The sequence below is a fragment of the Camelimonas fluminis genome, from assembly GCF_014656355.1.
GTDB lineage: Bacteria > Pseudomonadota > Alphaproteobacteria > Rhizobiales > Beijerinckiaceae > Camelimonas > Camelimonas fluminis.
The window spans coordinates 1-18,180 of record NZ_BNCG01000041.1; the positions used below are offsets into that span (position 1 = coordinate 1).

The 18,180-nt window shown below is 58.6% G+C and carries 14 protein-coding genes; 1 reads left to right on the forward strand and 13 read right to left on the reverse strand.

Annotated features, from left to right (window positions below; translation table 11 throughout):
- Window positions 1-26 precede the first annotated feature (26 nt).
- The 8 genes from IE243_RS19910 to IE243_RS19945 form a co-directional block, all read right to left on the reverse strand.
- Window positions 27-371, reverse strand: a complete 345-nt coding sequence (locus IE243_RS19910; RefSeq protein ID WP_191321090.1) for a hypothetical protein — start codon at window positions 369-371, stop codon at window positions 27-29.
- Window positions 372-383: 12 nt separating this feature from the next.
- Window positions 384-1,703 (reverse strand): TrbG/VirB9 family P-type conjugative transfer protein, encoded by a 1,320-nt coding sequence (locus tag IE243_RS19915; protein ID WP_191321091.1) that lies wholly within the window; start codon window positions 1,701-1,703, stop codon window positions 384-386.
- Window positions 1,704-1,764: 61 nt separating this feature from the next.
- Entirely contained in the window at window positions 1,765-2,535 is a 771-nt protein-coding gene (locus IE243_RS19920; protein ID WP_191321092.1) for a VirB8/TrbF family protein, read from the reverse strand.
- Between the two features lie 328 nt (window positions 2,536-2,863).
- Entirely contained in the window at window positions 2,864-5,173 is a 2,310-nt protein-coding gene (locus IE243_RS19925) for a hypothetical protein (RefSeq protein ID WP_191321093.1), read from the reverse strand.
- 26 nt (window positions 5,174-5,199) lie between these two features.
- Window positions 5,200-6,105, reverse strand: coding sequence for a hypothetical protein (locus IE243_RS19930; RefSeq protein WP_191321094.1), 906 nt, complete (start codon window positions 6,103-6,105; stop codon window positions 5,200-5,202).
- 249 nt (window positions 6,106-6,354) lie between these two features.
- Window positions 6,355-8,793 (reverse strand): VirB4 family type IV secretion/conjugal transfer ATPase, encoded by a 2,439-nt coding sequence (locus IE243_RS19935; RefSeq protein ID WP_191321095.1) that lies wholly within the window; start codon window positions 8,791-8,793, stop codon window positions 6,355-6,357.
- Between the two features lie 10 nt (window positions 8,794-8,803).
- Entirely contained in the window at window positions 8,804-9,106 is a 303-nt protein-coding gene (locus tag IE243_RS19940; RefSeq protein ID WP_191321096.1) for a VirB3 family type IV secretion system protein, read from the reverse strand.
- Window positions 9,107-9,435: 329 nt separating this feature from the next.
- Window positions 9,436-9,816, reverse strand: a complete 381-nt coding sequence (locus IE243_RS19945; RefSeq protein WP_191321097.1) for a hypothetical protein — start codon at window positions 9,814-9,816, stop codon at window positions 9,436-9,438.
- 398 nt (window positions 9,817-10,214) lie between these two features.
- Here IE243_RS19945 and IE243_RS19950 point away from each other — a divergent pair, with 398 nt between their 5' ends.
- Window positions 10,215-11,045: a helix-turn-helix domain-containing protein gene (locus IE243_RS19950; RefSeq protein WP_191321098.1), complete on the forward strand. Its 831-nt coding sequence runs from the start codon at window positions 10,215-10,217 to the stop codon at window positions 11,043-11,045.
- Here IE243_RS19950 and IE243_RS19955 read toward each other — a convergent pair.
- From IE243_RS19955 to IE243_RS19975, 5 genes are all read right to left on the reverse strand, one after another.
- Window positions 11,017-11,388 carry a hypothetical protein gene (locus IE243_RS19955; RefSeq protein ID WP_191321099.1) on the reverse strand — a complete coding sequence of 124 codons (372 nt, stop codon included), beginning with the start codon at window positions 11,386-11,388 and terminating at the stop codon, window positions 11,017-11,019. The two genes, IE243_RS19950 and IE243_RS19955, sit on opposite strands and share 29 nt — an antisense overlap.
- 195 nt (window positions 11,389-11,583) lie before the next feature.
- Entirely contained in the window at window positions 11,584-14,493 is a 2,910-nt protein-coding gene (locus IE243_RS19960; protein WP_191321100.1) for a MobA/MobL family protein, read from the reverse strand.
- A gap of 449 nt (window positions 14,494-14,942) precedes the next feature.
- Complete coding sequence (locus IE243_RS19965) at window positions 14,943-16,685, reverse strand: DUF262 domain-containing protein (protein WP_191321101.1); 1,743 nt, start codon at window positions 16,683-16,685, stop codon at window positions 14,943-14,945.
- A 140-nt stretch (window positions 16,686-16,825) separates the two neighbouring features.
- Entirely contained in the window at window positions 16,826-17,107 is a 282-nt protein-coding gene (locus IE243_RS19970; RefSeq protein WP_191321102.1) for an HU family DNA-binding protein, read from the reverse strand.
- A gap of 266 nt (window positions 17,108-17,373) precedes the next feature.
- Window positions 17,374-18,180, reverse strand: an 807-nt coding sequence (locus IE243_RS19975) for a hypothetical protein (RefSeq protein ID WP_191321103.1), incomplete at its 5' end; no start/stop codon positions are given.

Sequence of the window (18,180 nt, forward strand, 5' to 3'; positions counted from 1 at the left end):
ATCGACAGCCTCCTGCCGTGGAGCCATCAACGCAAGGTGTGAGCGGCACAGCGCTTACGGATAATCACCGGGCGGTGCAGTGCGCGCAGGGTGAACGAGCCAGCATAACTGCCTTGGCCGATGGTAATCTGTCCCGTCGAAAGGCTTTGTGGCGTGATCTGCAGGTCGCCAACGACAGTTGCTGGGCGCGTGGCCTCGGCCGGCAATTGTGGGAACAGGGGCTCCTGTTGCGGGGGTGGGGAGAGTGCCGCCTTCTGTGTCGCTGGCTGCTGGGCGAGCGACCAGAGTCCGTACGCGGCAGATGCGAGTACGAGAGATGCGCCGCCAATTGCGAGTTGCTTCTTGAGCCGGTTTTTTCGGTGCTCGTCCATGGTGGCGGACCCTTACTGGATTTTGCCGGTGAGACCGGACGCGTCAAAACGGAAGGGTTGCTGCGCTGGCTTCGTAAGCCGTGCCGCGGCGGGTGCAGGGGCGACGTGGGTGACGGTCTGGACGCTCGGCGCTGGGGTGCCGCCTTTCAGAACGGGCTTTTTGATCGCGGGTCGGGGTCTCGGCTTGGGTGTTTGCTTCGCGGGTGCGGATGCAGCGGGCGCGAGCCTGACCGTTTCAATGGATGCCGGTGATGAATCGGATCTGGCCACAACTGTGGATGGCGAGACCCGGTTGTCGGGTTGGTTTCGAAGCTTGAGGCAGACGAGATGGGAGCCGTTTCTCAAGACCATGTCGCCGATCGCTTCGATGATCATGATGGATCCGTTGGGCCCGGTTGTCCTGGTGCCGACCGGTGTCTCGGACCCGTCGGTCAGAAGTGATGCAACTGGCCACTGGTTCATGGACCCGGCGTTGGGCCCAAAATCGAGATAGGTAAAATTTTTGTCGTGCCATGCCCGGATTGGCGCGATTACCTGGTCGGCTCGATCCGGAACCAGGATGTCGATGTTTGTTTGCATGTCCCTCGACTTGAGAGGTGCTGAATCCGCCCATTCGCGGCTGCCTGCCCGGAACTGCTCGACCTTTGTGGTCACGGCGGGTTTGTAGAGCTCACGGTAGTCCTCGTACGGCCCGGAGGCTGGCGCTGTGGAATGCAGCGTTCCGCCGTAGTTGGATGCGAGACCGCCGACGATCATTTCCACGGTTGTGTCGGGAAGCTTGGGAGAATTGAATGGCAGGGAACGCAGGTAGATGTTGTAGACGTTCCCCGACTGGCCGTAGACAACCATGTTTCCGTCGACGCCCGCGAAGACTGACCTGATGATGATTGAGCGCTGGTCCGGGCCGATCCGTGACTCGAACGTTTTCTTGTCGCTCAATTCCCGACTGAGGATTGTCTCAGACACCGGCCAGCGTACGACGGTCAGCATGCCCTCGCGGACATTGATGGTCGTGACCGCGTCTGGCCTCCAGTTCACTTTGAGGAAGCCGGGCATCGTCTGGCGTGGGCCCATATTCTCGCGAGGGTTCGTCCACGCCTTTTGCTCGAGGCCAAGCGGCTTCAGTTCGGCAGGGGAATGGCTTCTGGCGGCGCCGCTCTGGCGTGCCTGGACTGAGGGTACTGGCTGCTGGAGCGGTTCTGCGGCGGGCTGGGTCGACGCTGGCCGAGGGGATCCAGGATAGCTCGGGTAGGGCACATTCTGCGCGGCGGCCGGCATCGCGAGCAGGGCGCCAAGGGCTGCCGAAGCTAAAAGTGAGCGTGGAAGCGTCATGCTGGATACTCGTGGGTTGAATGGGGCTCGCGGCGGTGGCCTGAAATGGCGTGGCAACGGTTCAGGAAGGCCTCGCAACACGGCGGGGCGTCGCCGAGTAGGAGACGACCTTGAAGCCGAGCGGGTTGGCGAACCTGTTGGCGTAAACAACGTCACGCGGCTGGTTCACGGCGCGCAATTCAACGGTCCATGAGCTGGTAGCTTCGGTTGTATCGGTCAGGCCGATGCCGATTGTGCGGTCGTAGGCGGTGAAGTCGACGCGATAGTAGCCGTCCTGAACCCTGATAAGGGAGTCGATGGTGACGGATCGTGAAAACTTTCCTGCCTTTGCGGCGTCGTAGACAGGCTTGATGTCTGCGAGAAACGCCTCGTAGACAGGTCGGTCCGACATGGCTTCGACTTTGCCACCCCAGCGACTGAGGTTGATGGCGTCGTCCTGACTGATTGTGTTTCGAAGTTTGACGTATTCGCGCACGTTCGCCTCGGTGAGTATATCGAGGCTGGTCAGACGGCCGGTTGGCGGCTGGATGCGAACCACCTGCTCGGCTTTATCCGAAAAGGTGACGAAAAACGGGACAACCCGATAGAGGGGCAGGAGTTGCATGATGACGCTGGCCTGGACGATGCAGACAACGAGGAGGCTGCCGATAATGATGTGTTCGACGCGGAGGTTGCGGTAGACGCGGCGCCGTTCATTTTTGATGTCGTCGTTCGTCGTCGGGTATGAGCCGAGCTGATCTGCGCGGCTACCCGGTGACTGAACAGGTTCCGATGCCCGGTTGGCTACTGGTGTGGGCTCGGAGATGCTGCGATTGCGGAGGAATTTACGCATTGATTGTTATCCCAGCTCGGTCTTCGCGAGGTTCGGCAACTGGATGCACGCGCAGGGGCTGCGCTTCAGGGAGTTGGGTCCGGGGCCGATTCCGATTGGGTATTCGGTAAAGGAATTGCCTGCGCAGCCGGTGAGAAGGGCCGCAAGGGCGACGATTAAAGCCAGTTTTTTCACATCCAAACTCGCAGCAAGATTTAATTTAGACCGATTTTCGGCAGGGCGAAAATATACGGGGAAATTTTGAAATTAATCGTGTGACTTTTTAACCGGAATTATGGGTGAAAGAAAGCCGGAAAAATCATTACCGGCTTTCTGACACGGGTGGTCGCTAATTCGCAATGTACGGCGGTTGAACCAGGATTGTTGGCGAAAATTCCGTTTGCGGACGAATGGGCCAGGGTGCGCCGGCTGACTGGATTGGGCCGCAGTAGACGCTGTCCGCCGGATGAGCGCAATCGATGTCGTGTTGAACGACGGGGAGCGCCGGAGGCTGTTGCGCCGTTGGGACGGGAAATCCGTTCACCGTTACTGGCTCATTCCAGCTGTTGTCTGCGGTTCCCCAGCAGCCGGTTGTACATTGGCCCCCTGTTTCGGGAGGTGCAGCTGTGTTGACCCACGTCTGGAAGGCGTTGTCGCGCCGGATCGCCTGGAGGGCGGTTTGGAGGTCCCGGTCCCGGGTCGTGTACATGTCTTCTGAAAGGATTGCGGGGTCGACAGCGCTTCGCGCTTGGGTGGCGGCTGCCAGAAGCTGGTCTATCTCCCCCCTCATGCGGTCATAGTTTGTGACGTCGAGGGCCTTGCGTTCTTTTATCGCTTCGGACTGAAGGACTGCGGTTTTGTCCGGGTCGTTGAGCGCGTCTGCCATGTTGTCGATTGATCGATAGAGGTTGTTGATTGTTCCCTGTGCGCCGCCGGCGCGGGCGTCGGGGTTGGATTGCTTGTTGTACACCTCGCAGGCGCCGGGATCGGCGGGGTCCGCCGCTGGAGTGGCCCCGCAAGCGGCGTCGTAGTACCAGATCGCCCGCTTTTGGAGATTGATCCAGTACTTGAATGCCTCATTGACCCCAGCGTCGGCGTTCTCTTTCTGGAGGTCCTGTGCCGCCGCTGCTATGGCAGTCTGGTCGGACGTCCGGGTTGAGTTGACATCTGGCCCATACGCTTCTGCGGTGTCCTGGGGAGTATATTGGTCGTACACGGCATCTGAGGGTGTGGAGAGCCAGGCAGCGAGCAGGGCGCCGCATGCCAGCCGCGACTGGTTCGCGTAGATTTCCAGGAGCTTTTGAGGTGCGCCGGCTGCCGGACGCTCGCGGAACACTGCGACGTATCTCGTGTGACCGTTTGAATCAGTTTCAGGTACATCAGCGCAAATCGTCGGGCCGTATTTTGCGGGGTTTGCTACGGCGTTCTGGGCAATGGAGTTCATTGCGGCGGTTGCGGCGGTCTGCTGGGCGAAAGAGTCACCCCATTGGTATGGATCAATGCCGCCAAGACCATTGGCGCCCACCGCTTCGGTCGCCATTTTGCCAAAGGCGTCTGAAGGGTTGGCATAGAAAATAGCCAGACCTGAAGTGACGTATGCCCTCTGGTGGTCGGCCATTTCCCGGCTGATTTCAAAGTGCGCAACAGTCTCCTGGTTAAGAGCGACCGTCTTCATCATCGCGACGTACGACACGGCGGCGTTGTGGGCCTGGACAGCGCGTTCGACGAGGTTATCGTAGTTGCTGAATGCCTCTGATGAACTGACGCGCTGGCTTATGGCGGCGTCCTTCGTTCCGATCCCGCTGTCCTGTGCTTTCTGGATGCCCGTTTCCAGCGATCCGTAAGGAGAGGAAGGGTTGGCTTCGGTTCCCCACGCTGAACGAGAAACAATTTTGTCGGGTCCCAGGGTCTTGACGGCGTCGTAGCCTTCGGCCGAGTTCCAGGCCGTGACGAGATTTGTCTGGTTCTGGAATGCCTGGAGCATGGCCAGACGAACCTGGTTCATCGAAGCCAGATCGCTGCGGACATTTTCTGCATCCTTGTCTGTGCCGCTACCAGAAGACGAGTCAGAACTCTGGCTGCGAGCGACAACCTGAGTCAGCTTTTTGATTTCCTCGGCAGTCGTGGAGAGCTTGCTGCGGCCGTCGAGAGCGACAGCCAGGCCCTCGATAAAGCCTTCAGATATGGCTGCGCTTCGCTTCGTCGCGGCCTCGTTACCGGCCGAGATGGTGCTGGCCGGTGACGTGAACAGCCGCGCCATTTGCCCTGCTGTCTGACTGATATTGAGAGGATTTGAGTTGAGTCCGTTGGGGACAAGGGTTGGAGGGCTGATCGCAGAGATGCCCGACGAGCCTTTGCCAATGACGCTGTTTATCAGATTGGTGACCGAATTGATGGTTTTTCCCCACTGGTCGAGTTGCTCCTTCCAGGCCAGGGCTTCTTTGACGGTTGAGGCCAGCTTTAGATCCTCAAGGACCTGCTTCATCGTGTTTTCTACAAATTTTTTTGGATCCGTGATCGGACATGGTTTTGGGCAGCAGATCTTGAGGAACGTGACAGGTTCGGCGCACGGCACCGCGTGCGCGGGCCGGGTGGTCGCGACGACAGAGAGAAACGCAGCGAGGAAAGCGAACAGGGGTAATTGCCACCGTGACGTCATGTGCGTCTCCAATGCGCTGCGCGCAGTTACTTGGACGTGTTGCTGCCCGAGAACGTGTGGGCGTCATTTGCGATAAAGCCGGAGGAGCGCATCTGGGTGAGCGCAGAAAGTTGAGCGTTCTGCTGCTGGAGCTGTTCCAGAATTTTCAGCATGATCGCGTTGTTCACGGAGATGTCTCCCCGGAGGTCCTTGGAGTTTTTGGCGCTCTCCGACAGCGACTTGATGTCTTCGGGTGCCTTTTGGAGATAGGTTTTGCCCTGGACGGCCACCGCCATAGCGTCGACGGCGGACTGGCGCGCGACGATGCCGCGAATGGCGTTGGTGTTCTCCACGCTTTGCTGACTGACACCGCCGCTGGTGGAAGAATCGAGGTAGAGACCCTGCTTTAACCCCTGGCTGGCGGTGGCCACGGTTGCCCCGGATTTGAAAGCGTTGGCGACCTGCTGATATTGCTGGGTGAACCCCTGAATGGATGAGAGGGTCTGGGGGATCGCGTCGAGACCCGGGATGCTCGGCTGAATGCCGGTCAGGCCGACACTGGAGGAGCAACCGCTGAGGCCGCCAAGAACGTTTTGAATGCCGCTCATCCCGGAGCCGAAGTTGCCGTTGGCGACGCCTTTGACCGCGCCGATGCATTTGGTGATGTTGCCAACGTCGAGGCCGAGCATCCCGAGAATTCCGGAAATGTTTCCGGAGCCCACCATGCCGATCACCTTGTTGATCTGGTTCACCGTGTTGAAAATTTGCGTCAGCTGACCGAGTTGCTGGTTTACGGTCCCAACGATCTCCTTGAGCTTTGCGAGGCTCGAAAGGTCGATTGTTGGGGTCTGGGCCTGGGCAGGCTGGATGACGGCAAATTGTGGGAGCGGGGCGTTGGTCAACACCAGCGTTGCGACAAGTGCGGCGGCCGCGTGCTTTTTGAATCGACGCATGGAAATCTCCGCGATTTTTCATCTCATAACGAATTGCGAGAAAATGGGCGCAAAAACCCTTTGTCGGCATTTCTACCGATCTGCGCGGGATTTTGCCATTAAATTTAATGTGGTTTTATTTTTGTGGGTCGCGAAAATGAAAGAGCCCGGCGCAGGCCGGGCTCGGTGGTTGCGAGATGAGCACACGCTCGCAAGTGATTGTCGCACACGTGGAGGGCGCGGTTGCCAACTTTGCTGAGGTGCTTCTCGCTAGCGGGGCAGGTCAAGATACGGCTGGAGGAAATCGTCGCCGTGCTTTTCCTGCATCCTGCGCAGGGCGCGGATGTCGGTGTTGCCTGATTGATATGCGTTGAAGTAGCGGCCAAGCGAGCTCATGTTGATGTCGATGACAGCCGACTCCCCGCTGGCGTATTTTTTTACGAGCACAGCGTAGGGATGGCCCTCATACTCCTTTCCCAGGATGAAGTTCAGCTCGGCCGGGGTTAGGTCCCATTCATCGTAGTCGGCCGCATTCGCGGTCGTGTTGCGGAAAAAGAAGCCCGTCTGGCACTGGCCGCGGATCAGTTCCGACATGCCTGCCTGCTTGATAGCTTCAGGGCGCTGGAACGCCAGGATGTATGCCTGACGGGCTTTGCGTCCCTCCTGGAGGCCGACTTTCACGAAGTTCATGGCAAAATCGCGGTTGGCGAGCATTGGTTCCGTTTCGTCGATGAAGATCAGGCACGGGTCTCCGGTTTCCCTCGAGAGCATCCTCAGGCGGTGGGTAATGTAGTCCATCACGGGCGTCGCGATCGAGGCTTCCTCCCGCAGGATATTCGTCATGTCGAAGGAGATCACGCGGTTGACGTCAAGGTCGAGCGTGTCTTTCTGCGCATTGAAATACGCTCCATAGGCTCCGTCGTCGGTCCAGCGCACGAGATTTGCGCGAACACCGCCGTGGGCGGAAAACAGGGCGTTCAGAACGTCCTTGAGGCGGCGCCTTTCCATTGGAATCCGTTCGCTGAGAATGGTCTGGACCGCCCGGGATATTTCCTGTTCGGCCTCGGGGGTCGGTACGTTCGACAGGTTTTTGAGGAAACGAACGAGAAACGCCCTGTTGTCGTCGTTGGATGGCAGATGCAGGGGGTTCATTGTGGCGCTGTTTTCGCCTGTGAAGCTCACATATTTGCCTCCGACGCATTCGGTGAATACCCGCAGGCCATCGTGCCGGTCGAAGAAAAAGGTGCGAAGGTTCGGAATGCGCATCGCCTGGCCGGCGAGGAACGACACGAATGTCGTCTTTCCGCGGCCGGTCGGCCCAATCATCACGGCGTGGCCAGGCGCCTGACGCTCTTCGGTTGCATGGAGTTGGAGCGCGTAGGCTGAGCCGTACATTGAGGGGAAATAGGATAGGGGCTCATCCAGCCAGTCGGACTTCTTCATGCCTTCGTTCATCCGCTGGAGGTAAATGTTCGCCGCGACATTGCTCGAGAGCATGCGGTACATGCGTGGCCACGATCTGTCGTACTGGAACATGCTGAACCAGACCGCCTGGGCGGTGCCGTGCTCGCGGACCGGGGTTCCGCCTGTCCGGGCGAGGATGGCGTTCACCTGGCTTTCGATCTGGCTGCATTCCTGAATGCTGGCGCCGTAGATGATGACGTGCATGGAGTAGTTGAGGAGGGCGGCCTTGTTGCCGGACTGACCTTCGACCATTTTGATAACTTCGGTGTACTCCTCGCCTGCGGTAAGGCTGAGGTTCATGATCGGCGCGCTCTTCGCCTGGCGGCTGAGGGTGATGATTTCCTTCGCGGAGTTGATGGGCTGGATGCTGTGATAGACGGTGATCTCACCGTTGATGGCCAGGATGTCCTTCATGACGGACTCCATGGTCTTTTCTCCGCAATCCCTGACGTTGACGATGATTGCGTGTTTGACCCCAGCGGTGCCCTTGAAGGTGATGACGCCGCGCTTCTCTTCCCGGAAGTTTACCTGGTCTGCAGTGAGCAGGTAGCTCAGTTTGTCTTTCCAGCCGGCCGAATTGGGTGCAGGGCGGGTTACCGGGCTGATGACGGAAGCCAGGGCTGTCAGCGGTCCTTCGTGGTTTTCTCCGTCCTCGCCTTCCTTGAGTAGGGCGCATTTGAAATCTGCGAGGCTGTCCATGATGAAACGCGTGGCGTCGTCCATTAGCTCGATAGCGCGTTCGTCGTTCGGCGCCTTGATGAAAACCATCATGAAGTGGCGCAAGCGGTAGGTGTGGGCGAAGGTCTCGTTCCACTTTTCAGCGACGTCGCGGAGAAGCCCCGGGCGGTGACGCGACTCCTGAGCGAGCGGTGAGCGCTCCTTTACCTGGAAAACGTTGATCTGGTCGACCTGCGTCTTTTTCTGGATTTCGTCAAAGAGGTGCTTCCGCTTTGCGAAATACTCGGCGTGATCCTCATCGCGGCAGAGGGTTAGCTCGGCGCCCCGGATCCCAATGACCGCCAGGTAGCGTTTGTCGGTCATCTGTATGATCGAGTTGTCGACCATACGTTCAAACAGCAGATAGTCGCCGAGGCGGTCCTGGGTGGGTGGGGGTAGCAGGCGATCGAGAATTTGCGGGATGACCAGGCTGGCGGCGCCCGCCGCCGCGACTGTACCGAGCAGCGTGGCTGCCGTGCGGAAAATGACGCTGCCAGAGGACAGCGCTTCGAGAACTTCGTTATCCATTGGCTGCCTCTCAGGGCTGGAAGGAATGAGTTTTGGATCGGCGTCCGAGGTTCTTTGGTGAACGTCGGGAACGGTGTCCGGTTTGAATGAGTGTTGTGAGATGTGGGTCACGAGAGCCCCACATCATCAGAAAAACGTGCCCGGCGACGGTCGTAACCACGAACACGGGGGGGAAAGGAAACTCGAACAGCGCCGATGACATCAGGAGGAACGGGCCGAGAATAAAATTGAAAAAGCCTGGAAGGGCCGGAGCCCCGAAGAACATCTGGGGTAGGGCAACAGGGCGGTAAATCCGCACTTGAATATCGCGCATGAAAATATCCGGAATTTTGGACCCGCGTGGATATTTCCTGTTTAATTCAATCTGTATTTTAAGCCAAGGAAAAGCGGCAAGGTTTGGCCGCGGCCGGTCTGACGTCGGGGTGTATGCTGTTGCGGGGCGTGGTCGCACATTGCTTAGGGGCGGCCGTTGTCAGTGGTCCGCGCTGGCGGAGCGATCTGAGCCGCGAGCGCGTAGCGCCGTGCTTGCAGGGGAGGTCGGCGGGGGCGTGGAAGGTGAATGCCGGTGGCAACGCCCGAAAATAAAACCCCGCCCGGTTAGGGCGGGGTTGGGCGCAAACGTGTCCCTCGCTCTGCGTTTTGTTAGCGAAGCGTGTCCGCCTCCTGCATCCCGCCGATGCTGTCGCCGATGGTGCTGCCAGACTCGGTGTGGGTCGCGTAGTAGAGGATGCCGCCGGCGGCGGCGAGCATCATGAGGCCTCCGACCGTCGAGAAGATCCATTTCCAGTCGAAGCGGCCGAAGAATGCCATGCCGGCGATGCCGATAAATCCGAATCCTCCGATGATAAACATGATGATGCGGACGTTCGAGAATGTGGTGGTCCCCTTCGTCTGCAGTGTGCTGAAGACACCGGTTCCACTGCCGCCGGAGGGCGTAGTCTGGGCGAGTGCGATATCAGGATGGAGGGCAAAGGCCACTACGAGTAGGGCTAGCGCGATCGCTACTAACGCGTTGGTGCGCATGAGGGGGACTCCAGAAAGCAGAAAGACAGCGGCGAATTATTTTGAATTTCGCGTCCCCTATATCTTAACGGAGGGGGAAAATCGCAACAAGCGGGTTTAATCAGAAATTTCTGTAAAGCGACGTTTGGTCCTGCGGGTTTTGAAAAAAGGGGTAAGCGGTTTCGCCGAAAATCATCGGTTATGCGGCGTAAGCAGTGAGGTGGGTGACGGGTATGATTGCGGTGTTGTCAAGTATGGACAGGGGGGGGTGATGAGGGTCAGGGGCGCTAGAAAATCGGGGCCCGCAAGTGTTTTGTGGCGGACATAGTTTTAATTTGCGACCATTATTCGCATCTTATATGCTCCAAGCTCATGGCGTTCAACGCCATTTCCCGTTCTCAGTCGAATGAATTAATTTGATGTCTGATCGATATGAGTTTTCGGATTGTGTCAGGAAGGCGCGCGTCGCTCGAAAAATCGGGTGCAACGAGCTTGCACGCATGGTGGGTGTGAGCCGGTCCTATATGTCGTGCATAGAGCGCGCGGTCCGGATTCCTTCAGTTGATGTCGCTGCGCGGATTATTTCGATTTTGGAGCTTCCGTCGAGTTGCTTCAGGGAGCAGGACGCGGGGCGGGATGACGGCGACGCCAACGTGACGCTCGGGCGTGTACGCAACGAATTCTACTGGAAACTTCGGGCTCTTCGGATGTCACGCGGGCTTTCCGTTCAGGGGCTCTGTGAGAGCGCTGACGGCGTGAAGGCAGGCGTACGGGCGTGGCGTTTCCGCGAGTTTGAGATAGGTGGTCGGAAGCCGTCGTCCGATGAAATGGTGTCCCTGGCCGCAGCCTTCGGCTTTGATGACGTATGCCGGTTCGAGGCGGAGTTGGATCATATGAGTGATGATGTGGCAGCAGTGGATGGCCTGGCTGCGAATGTTCGGGCTGCGTACCGATTGCAGGAAGACGGGCCGCTGTCGTTCGGAGATGTTGGGCCCCTTAGCGAGACCAGCTTTATCTGCGATTCAGAGATGCTGCGCGGAAGTTTGCCAATGGAGGCGTCTTTCATCATCGACAGGTGTCAGATTGTGGGTGACCGTGCCGCGCCTGTGACCGTGGGTGATCTCGTCATCGTGGTGGCAGGGTTTGCGGCAGTCGGGGTAGGCCGTCTCGGCGCCAACGGTGTTGTAGATGCCAACGGGCGCGTTCTCGATGGCGACCCGGTTAAGGTGAAGATGATGGTGTGGGCTTGAATGCCTGGGCTGGTGGCGCCGGGGTTTCCCGGCGTCTCGATCTTCGTGTAGCAGGCGCGTCCTGGCTGCCAGCTTTGTGATCCGGATCAAACGGGAGTTCAGGCTGGTGGTCAATCCACGGCGTGACAAGAGCCTTCGCAACGCGTCGATGTTCGCGGTTTAGCTCTCGGAGGATGTCGCGCTGCTCCCGCTTGAGACGCTTTAGCGCGTTTTTATGCCGCTCCCGCTCCTTGGCGAGGCGCTTTTCGTATTTCCGGATGATGGCGCTGGTGTCGCGGTCATGGTTCCGCTGGGCGAGAGCCACGGCCTCGTCGTTCCAGAATCCTTTGTTGTTCTGTCCCATAGCGTTTCACCCTCTGGCGGTTTCCATGCGTAGCCGATTTGTTGATACAGGCCTAGTATCGGAATTGGGCTTCTGGTGCGTGTGTGGCACGCTCCGCGCCGGTCGGATTGGTGGCCATGAACCGGTGTGGCTGCCGGCGCTCCGTTTGGGTTTTCAATGCGGTGGCGGCGGCCAAACGAAGCTTCAGGGCGTGAATCAGCGCTCGTAGCCGCTGTCACGTCTCCTCGGCTTTTTGCGAACCAGCTTTTTGACGGGAAGCGGCTGGCCCTCCGGGATGGGAGCCTGGTCCGGCGTGTGCGCGTCTGCGGGCTTTTCAGCGGCTGGTGTTTTGGGCTTGTCACCCATGACAGATTCTCGTGTTCGCTCCGTCGCGCTTTTTTCTCTGGTCTTGATTGTTTTTACGGGCAGGGGGGCAGCGACCTTGGTCGCAGCGGGGGGAGAGGTTCGCGTGGTCTGTTCGTGCCCAAAGGTCACTGATGCTTTCTGCAGGTCGATGAGGGGCCTCTCCTGAGCGCCTGCGCGCGTGGCGGCAGGATTGGGCGAGGGAGCAGTCGTGTTGTGGGGAGTGGTTCCCGGAGGTCCCTTCCCTGAAGAAGCTTCAGGGGCTGTAGAAGCGGCGGTTGGGGCAGGCCGCTGGGGCAGTGGCTTTTCGCCGGCGGGCGGGGGAATGGGCGCCTTACGGGGGCGCACGGGGGCGCTCCCGCGGGTTGCGGGCTTCGATGCGTCAGCGGGGATTGTGCGCTGGGTCGGCGGTGAGCCTGACGGGGCCGTCGATGCAGGGGTTGGAGCGCGCCTCCGTATGGGCTTTGGCGTGGGCCTGATGGAGGGCGGGCCGGCATTCTCGCGGGGCGTGATGGCGGCGCGGGATTCTGGCGCACTTTGTTGTTCTTTTCCGGCGGCGTGTTTAGGGGTGGCCACGGTCTGTTGTGGCTTGACAGCCGTCGGTGCTGGCGCTCGGGCGGCAGGTTTGTTCGGGCGAGCGGTGCGTGCCGCGGGAGAGGCAACTGGCGCGGGTTTTTTGGCGCGAGATGGTGCCTTCGGTTGCGGCGGCATGATGGTTTCGAGCCGCGTATAAATTCGATTTGAAAGCTCGTCCAAACGGCGCTTGTGTTGCTGGTCCATTGTGTCGTCCCATGCGGCGTTGCGAGACGACTTGTTCTGAGGTTGGGGTGGGGCGGTCAGTCTTTCGAGGCGCCGCATGACAACGGCCAGCTGCCCTTGGGCTATTACGACCTCTCGTCCGTTGTGGCGGTCGAGTTCCTTGCCGCGAGCAATAAGGGTCTTCAGGAACTGCGCGGCCTCGCGTGCCTCAGGGGAGAGGGTGTTTGGACTGACAGGGGGTGCGTTCTTGCGGGGTCTACCTCGCTTGCGCTTTGTCTGGGCATCGTACGAGCCATAAAAAATAAGCTTTGCCCGGGAGGCGACGCGGTCGATCAGGAGACGGGTGACGTCCTGCAGTAGCTCTGTCAGTCCGACGGCGCGGGCATGCGCAGAGGCATAGGAGCCAAGCTTTTCGGCTTGGCTTAGGGCCGCAGCTTTATCCCGGAGTGTTTTATTTTCCAGGAGGGCTTTCTTTGCGGCATTGACCTTTTTCTCGAGGTTCGCGAGGCGAACGTAGGTGAGGGTTGCGTTCTGGTTCGCGAGCGTCTCAAGGAGGACGTTCCATTGGCGACGCGCGAGATCAATGCCCTCGACGGTAACTTCGCCTTTGCGCTCTTTGTTAAACGTCTTTGACGGGATGTGCTTGAGGGGGTCCAGGTCGATGCCCATTTCCTTGTAGGTGCGGCGATCGTATCGCTTGGAAGCTCCGGCTTGCGCGAGGCCAGCGTTGCAAGCCTCCTCCCAGTGTCCTCTGAGAGTATAGATCCATCCTCGCGAGTTAACCTCACGGTCCTTCTCTTGCATTAAGGGGCGCGTCTGTCTGGTGTGCCGGTTTGGAAATGTTTTCGTTTCGACGAATTCAAAGTCCCACATATGCCGTTTCCCACGAGGCGTCTCCATTGTGACGCGTTTGCAGGGCCGGTCGTAATATACGATGTGTACGTGGTAGTTCCGTTTGTCATTGTTGCTGTCCGGCGCGTGGATGACAGCCCAGAATGGAAGGTTCTTCTCCGTTAATTTCTGGGTGAAATTTGTCAAAATATTCAGACGTTCCCGGGCCGTCAGTTCGTGGGGGAGTTCGGCGATTATTCGGTTTTGGACGCGGCCGCCCCTTCCGGGATTGATCTCGGAAGGAACGTCAGGTGCGTGTTCGTGTAGCCATTTGTAGATATCGAGCGCACGAGGCGTGGCTAGGTCTCGGAAATTAATATCCCCTGGGGCGACGCCGAATGATGCCTTCAGTCGGCTTTGGATCAATTTCGGCGCGAATTTGATGGCTGCTTTGGCGCTATGCCATTGGTCGGGGTACTCGGAGAACTTTGCGAGGATCGCGTCACCGCGCGGTTCGCGCTCAATTTTCTCGACGGCGTTCCAAAAATGCAGCCGATCTTCAAGGGTGTCGCCTATGTTGCCAAATGATGCCAGCTGTGACGCACCGACTTCATCCGTCGACGTGAGCAGGTTTTGGATCTCAGGCGCGCCCGACCTCTCGATGTAGGTTTGCTGGTCCTCGGGGTTCCGCGCCATTGCTGCGGCCTGCAGGGCCTCAATGAGCGCCTCGCGGCTTTTGGGCGAGGGATTTTTTTGTAGTTTCTCGGCGGCGCCGTCCCTTTCTATGTAGAGCAGATGAGCGGCGGCGAGTGATGCTGAATGGGTGCGGCCGCCGTGAAACTCGCGGATCAACTGCTTTAATGGGGAGGTCTTTGAGGCGAAGCTGTGGGAGAAGTGGAATGAACTCGCGCCATCCTTGGATAATGGTCGAGATGATTCTGTGGAGCGATTCCCGAAACGAACGCCCGGATTGTTGAATGCAAAGGAAATAGCAGGGTGCACAGGGACTTGCCGTCCCGGCGCGGCTCCAAATCCAATGTTGACCCGGGCGGCTTTGTACGTCGGGTGTGAGCGGCCGAATTCGGCGCCTGGGGAGCCGGGGTTTCCCATTGAAACCGAGAGCCCGCGCAGCGCTTGGGCAGCGAAGTTCGAGACAGAGGCGTCCTGACGCATGAATTACAAATTTCCGGCTAAAATTACGCGATTATTTTAACCGATATTAAGTGGCAGGCAAAGGCAAGAAACGGCGGCGGGAGGCTAACCTGACCCTGCTGAGGCGGGCAGGATGCTGGCTGCTAGTAAGCTAAATATGCCAGAAAGGCTGGGGCCGGCGTTCGTCATCGTGAGGGTGACTGCGGTTACTACGACAGACGCTATGATGGCGTATTCTATCGTTACGCCTCCGGACGTGTCGGCAGCTTTTCGTAGGGCTGGCGCGAGCGTAAATCCAAGGCGCATGACGTTTCCTCCGGGTGACGTTGCTTTGAGAATTCAATCGGTATCGGGTATTTGTGGTTAAGGCGATAGCGGCCATCAGCCTTGGAGGTGCGAACTAATAGCGCAGTAGAAAAAAAAGCCCGGCGGTGCCGGGCTTCTTGGTTATGAAACGGGGGATACCTGGGCTATTGCAGCAGCTGAACGAGCTTGGACCTTATTTTCTGAGCCCTGTCGGTGTAGAAGCGCTGAAATTCGGCTACGTTTGTGGGAAGCTCCCCCAGGTCATGGAGATCCCGGTAGTGCTGCTGCGCGACGGGGTCGGGGCGGTATGTCGGCAGCCACTGATGGGGCGGCGTTGCCTGCTTTTCTGTATTGGCGTGGCCTTCAAGAATCTGAAGGTTAGGCAGGCTGTTGGCCTGCTTTTGGAGCGCGACGATGTCGTCTTCCGGAACGTCCTCGCGCTTGAGGCGTGTGGCCGTGAAGCCGGAGATGGGGCATACATGGTCGACGTGAAATTGGTTCTTCAGGTCGACGAACGGATATAGCAGGGTGAGTAGGGGAAATGTCCGCCTGTCTCGATATTGGAGGTCAAGCAGGTCGTCGATCTCCGATGCATCGTAAACCAGCGACTTGCCACGCTGGCGCATTGCGGTCTCAATTTCTGCAGTTGGGAAGCCTGAGGTGTTGGCTTCCTTTATGGTGGTTCGGAGATGCGTCAGGAGGGTGTCAAGACCGCTGCCCCATATCCCTGATGCCTTGGCTAGCGATTTTGCAAGCCACACGCGGATCGCGTTGCGATCGCCGCCGTAACTGGAGTGTGTGAGGAAACGCTCATCGAGTTTGTGGTGGTAGATGTAGTAAGCGATGGGCAGAAGGGCGCTGTCGGCGCGCAGCGTGTGCTCGTTATAGCCGAAGTCTGATACCAGATTGACTGCTGTCGTCAGGGCCCGGCGGATTGGCTCCCAGTTAGCTTCCAGCAAAGCCATATTGTGTTGGGTGAAATTCTCGACCTTGAACCCAACGGAGGCTATATCGGTCAGCATGAGGCCTGCCTTGAGCACGAAATCTTTGCTGAGGTTGAAGCGGGCGCCTACCCTGTTGAGATCGTCTACAAGGCGGTGAATTTCGGATCTGGCGTCAAGTCGGGTCCATTGGGCGGTGGCGATGCTGAGGAGAAGATCAGAGTAGGAGAGAACGACGGCGCCGGAGTTAAGGCGAATGAAAATATTCAGGACGCGTTCAAGGTCCTGGCTTTGCTCCTGGTAGTAGGCAATGAGTTTCTCGTTGTGGACAACGCGGAAGAGCCGGTCGAGGGCGTCGTATGCAACGTTGAGGCGGTCGGCCTCAAGTCCACGCCCTGTTAGGGCGCGGAGCATTGTTGGGCCGCCGGCCATCGACAGAATGTCCGATACCTTGAACCAGCATGCTTCGTCCGGTTCGGCAGCCTGCTCGGCTGTGAGGAACTTGAAGCGGTATTTCCTCCCCTGTTCCTCGCCAGGGTCAGGGGCCCAGAGCAGGTCAAGATAGAGATGTGTCACAGGGAAGGCGTCAGGGTTGGTCCAGCGCTTGTTTGGGCGCTTGTGGGCCATGGAGCCGCGTAATCCGATGTTGAGTGATGTGAGCCGCTGCTGTCCGTCGAGGATTGCTATGGCGTTTTCACGGGTAATCGGGCCGAGTTCAGGGCAATGGGCTGCATCGCGCTCGTGGTAGTTCTGGATGAAGTCGTAGAATTTAAATCGTCGGACGGACTCGGATTCGACCTTCCAGTATAGGAAGGTTCCGAAGGGGTAACCTTGCATGAGGCTGTCGAATAACTTTTCGATCCTGTCAGGGCCCCATACGAATTCGCGCTGGATTGCGGGAAGTAATATTTCCTTTGTGGAAATCTGGTTGAGAATTTCGAAGATCGTTCCGCCGATGTTGTACATATACCGCCCCGTTTTATGCAGCTCTTTGCATCCTGAGGTCTGGATAGCCGGTTTCGCGGTGGCGTGTCGAGTGATGACGTCTGGAAGGCAAAAGGGGAGCGGCAGTTTGGCCAACCCCCGGGTGCTTTCGGCAGATGAATTCAGGCCGTGGCGTCCTTCAGGAGCTTGCCGACTTTGAAACTCACGACCTTGCGTGCCGGAATGTCAATGGGTTGGCCCGTTTTTGGATTTCGTGCGGTGCGGGGACCGCGATCTGTGACAGCGAATTTGCCAAGACCTGGGAGCGGCACGTGGTTGCCGTCTTTGAGCAGGTCAGTGATAGCGGGGCCGAGTGCCGTGAGGATGGCTTCAACGGCGGCCTTGCTTTGATCCGTGCGCTCGGCAAGCAGGGCAACGAAATCCTTTTTGGTGATGGTGGACATGCTCTCTCCGACAATTGTTAAGGTTAAGGTTCGTCGCAAACGCGATGGGGTTGTGGGACATGGTGTTCACACGTTCCTTCTCGTGGCGACGTGTTGGCTCTGCCTCATATATTGGATCGCGTCTTTGGCGCTATAACGTCGCTTAGTTTGCGAGATGCGGTGTTGTGACGTGGCTTCTGATCTCGTGAGGGCGGTTGGGGCGGTCGTTGATTTTCGGGAAACAGCCTCGACCTTTCGCTACCACAGGTGGAGATCTGCATGGACTGTCAGGCGTTTTGGCGCGCCGGGGAGGTGGGCGCTACATAAACGCTTCGGGGCTCAGGGGAGGGGCAGTGTGGCGAAGTAAGCCGGAGGTAGTCCATATCAAAGCGTGCCTGCGCGAGAGCGCGTGTAGCCTGTCTGAGGCCCTCATCGTTTTGCTCAGGTAGGGTGTCGATTCGATCGGCCGCATCCAGTAGGTCCGTCATAAGTCGGCCGACATGGTCGGCGGCGAGCTCCACAGCGGCAAGCTCCTTTGATATGGTTTCGCGGGCCTCAGCCTCTTCGTCGGTGGTTAGATTGGGGCCGCCGGTGAAGGCGGCGACCTGGGCGTCTGCCCAAGATTTTAGGTTCTCCTGCTTCGCCTTGCCGATCCCCTTAATCGCCTGCAGGTCGCATGCGCCGGCGGGAGGATTGAGAATATCTCCCGCGCTGTGTCGGCCAGCGGCAGAGAGCGAGTCGACGTCTCGCTGTGTGAGAGCTGGGATCTTATTGGCGACGATGGTCTGGAGGCTCATGTAGTAGGCGATCTGGCGTTCGCGCCGAGCTTCTGCGTATGGCGCGAGCGCAAGTCGAGCCTGCTGGAGGCGTGCTTCCATGTCGTCGATCGCGAGGAGTGTGTTTTGTTTGGCAGCGATCAGGGCATCCACCGGCACTCGTTCTTGGAGGGTGTGAATCTGGGAGTTCACGGCCTCGACCGCTTGCCGGTACTTTTCGGCGATTTCGCCGGCGTTCGGCTTGGGGAGCAGCCGGACAGACCCGGCGCCGGCAGTTGATGCAAGGCAAACAGACAGAGCCATCGGTATGGCGTCGGC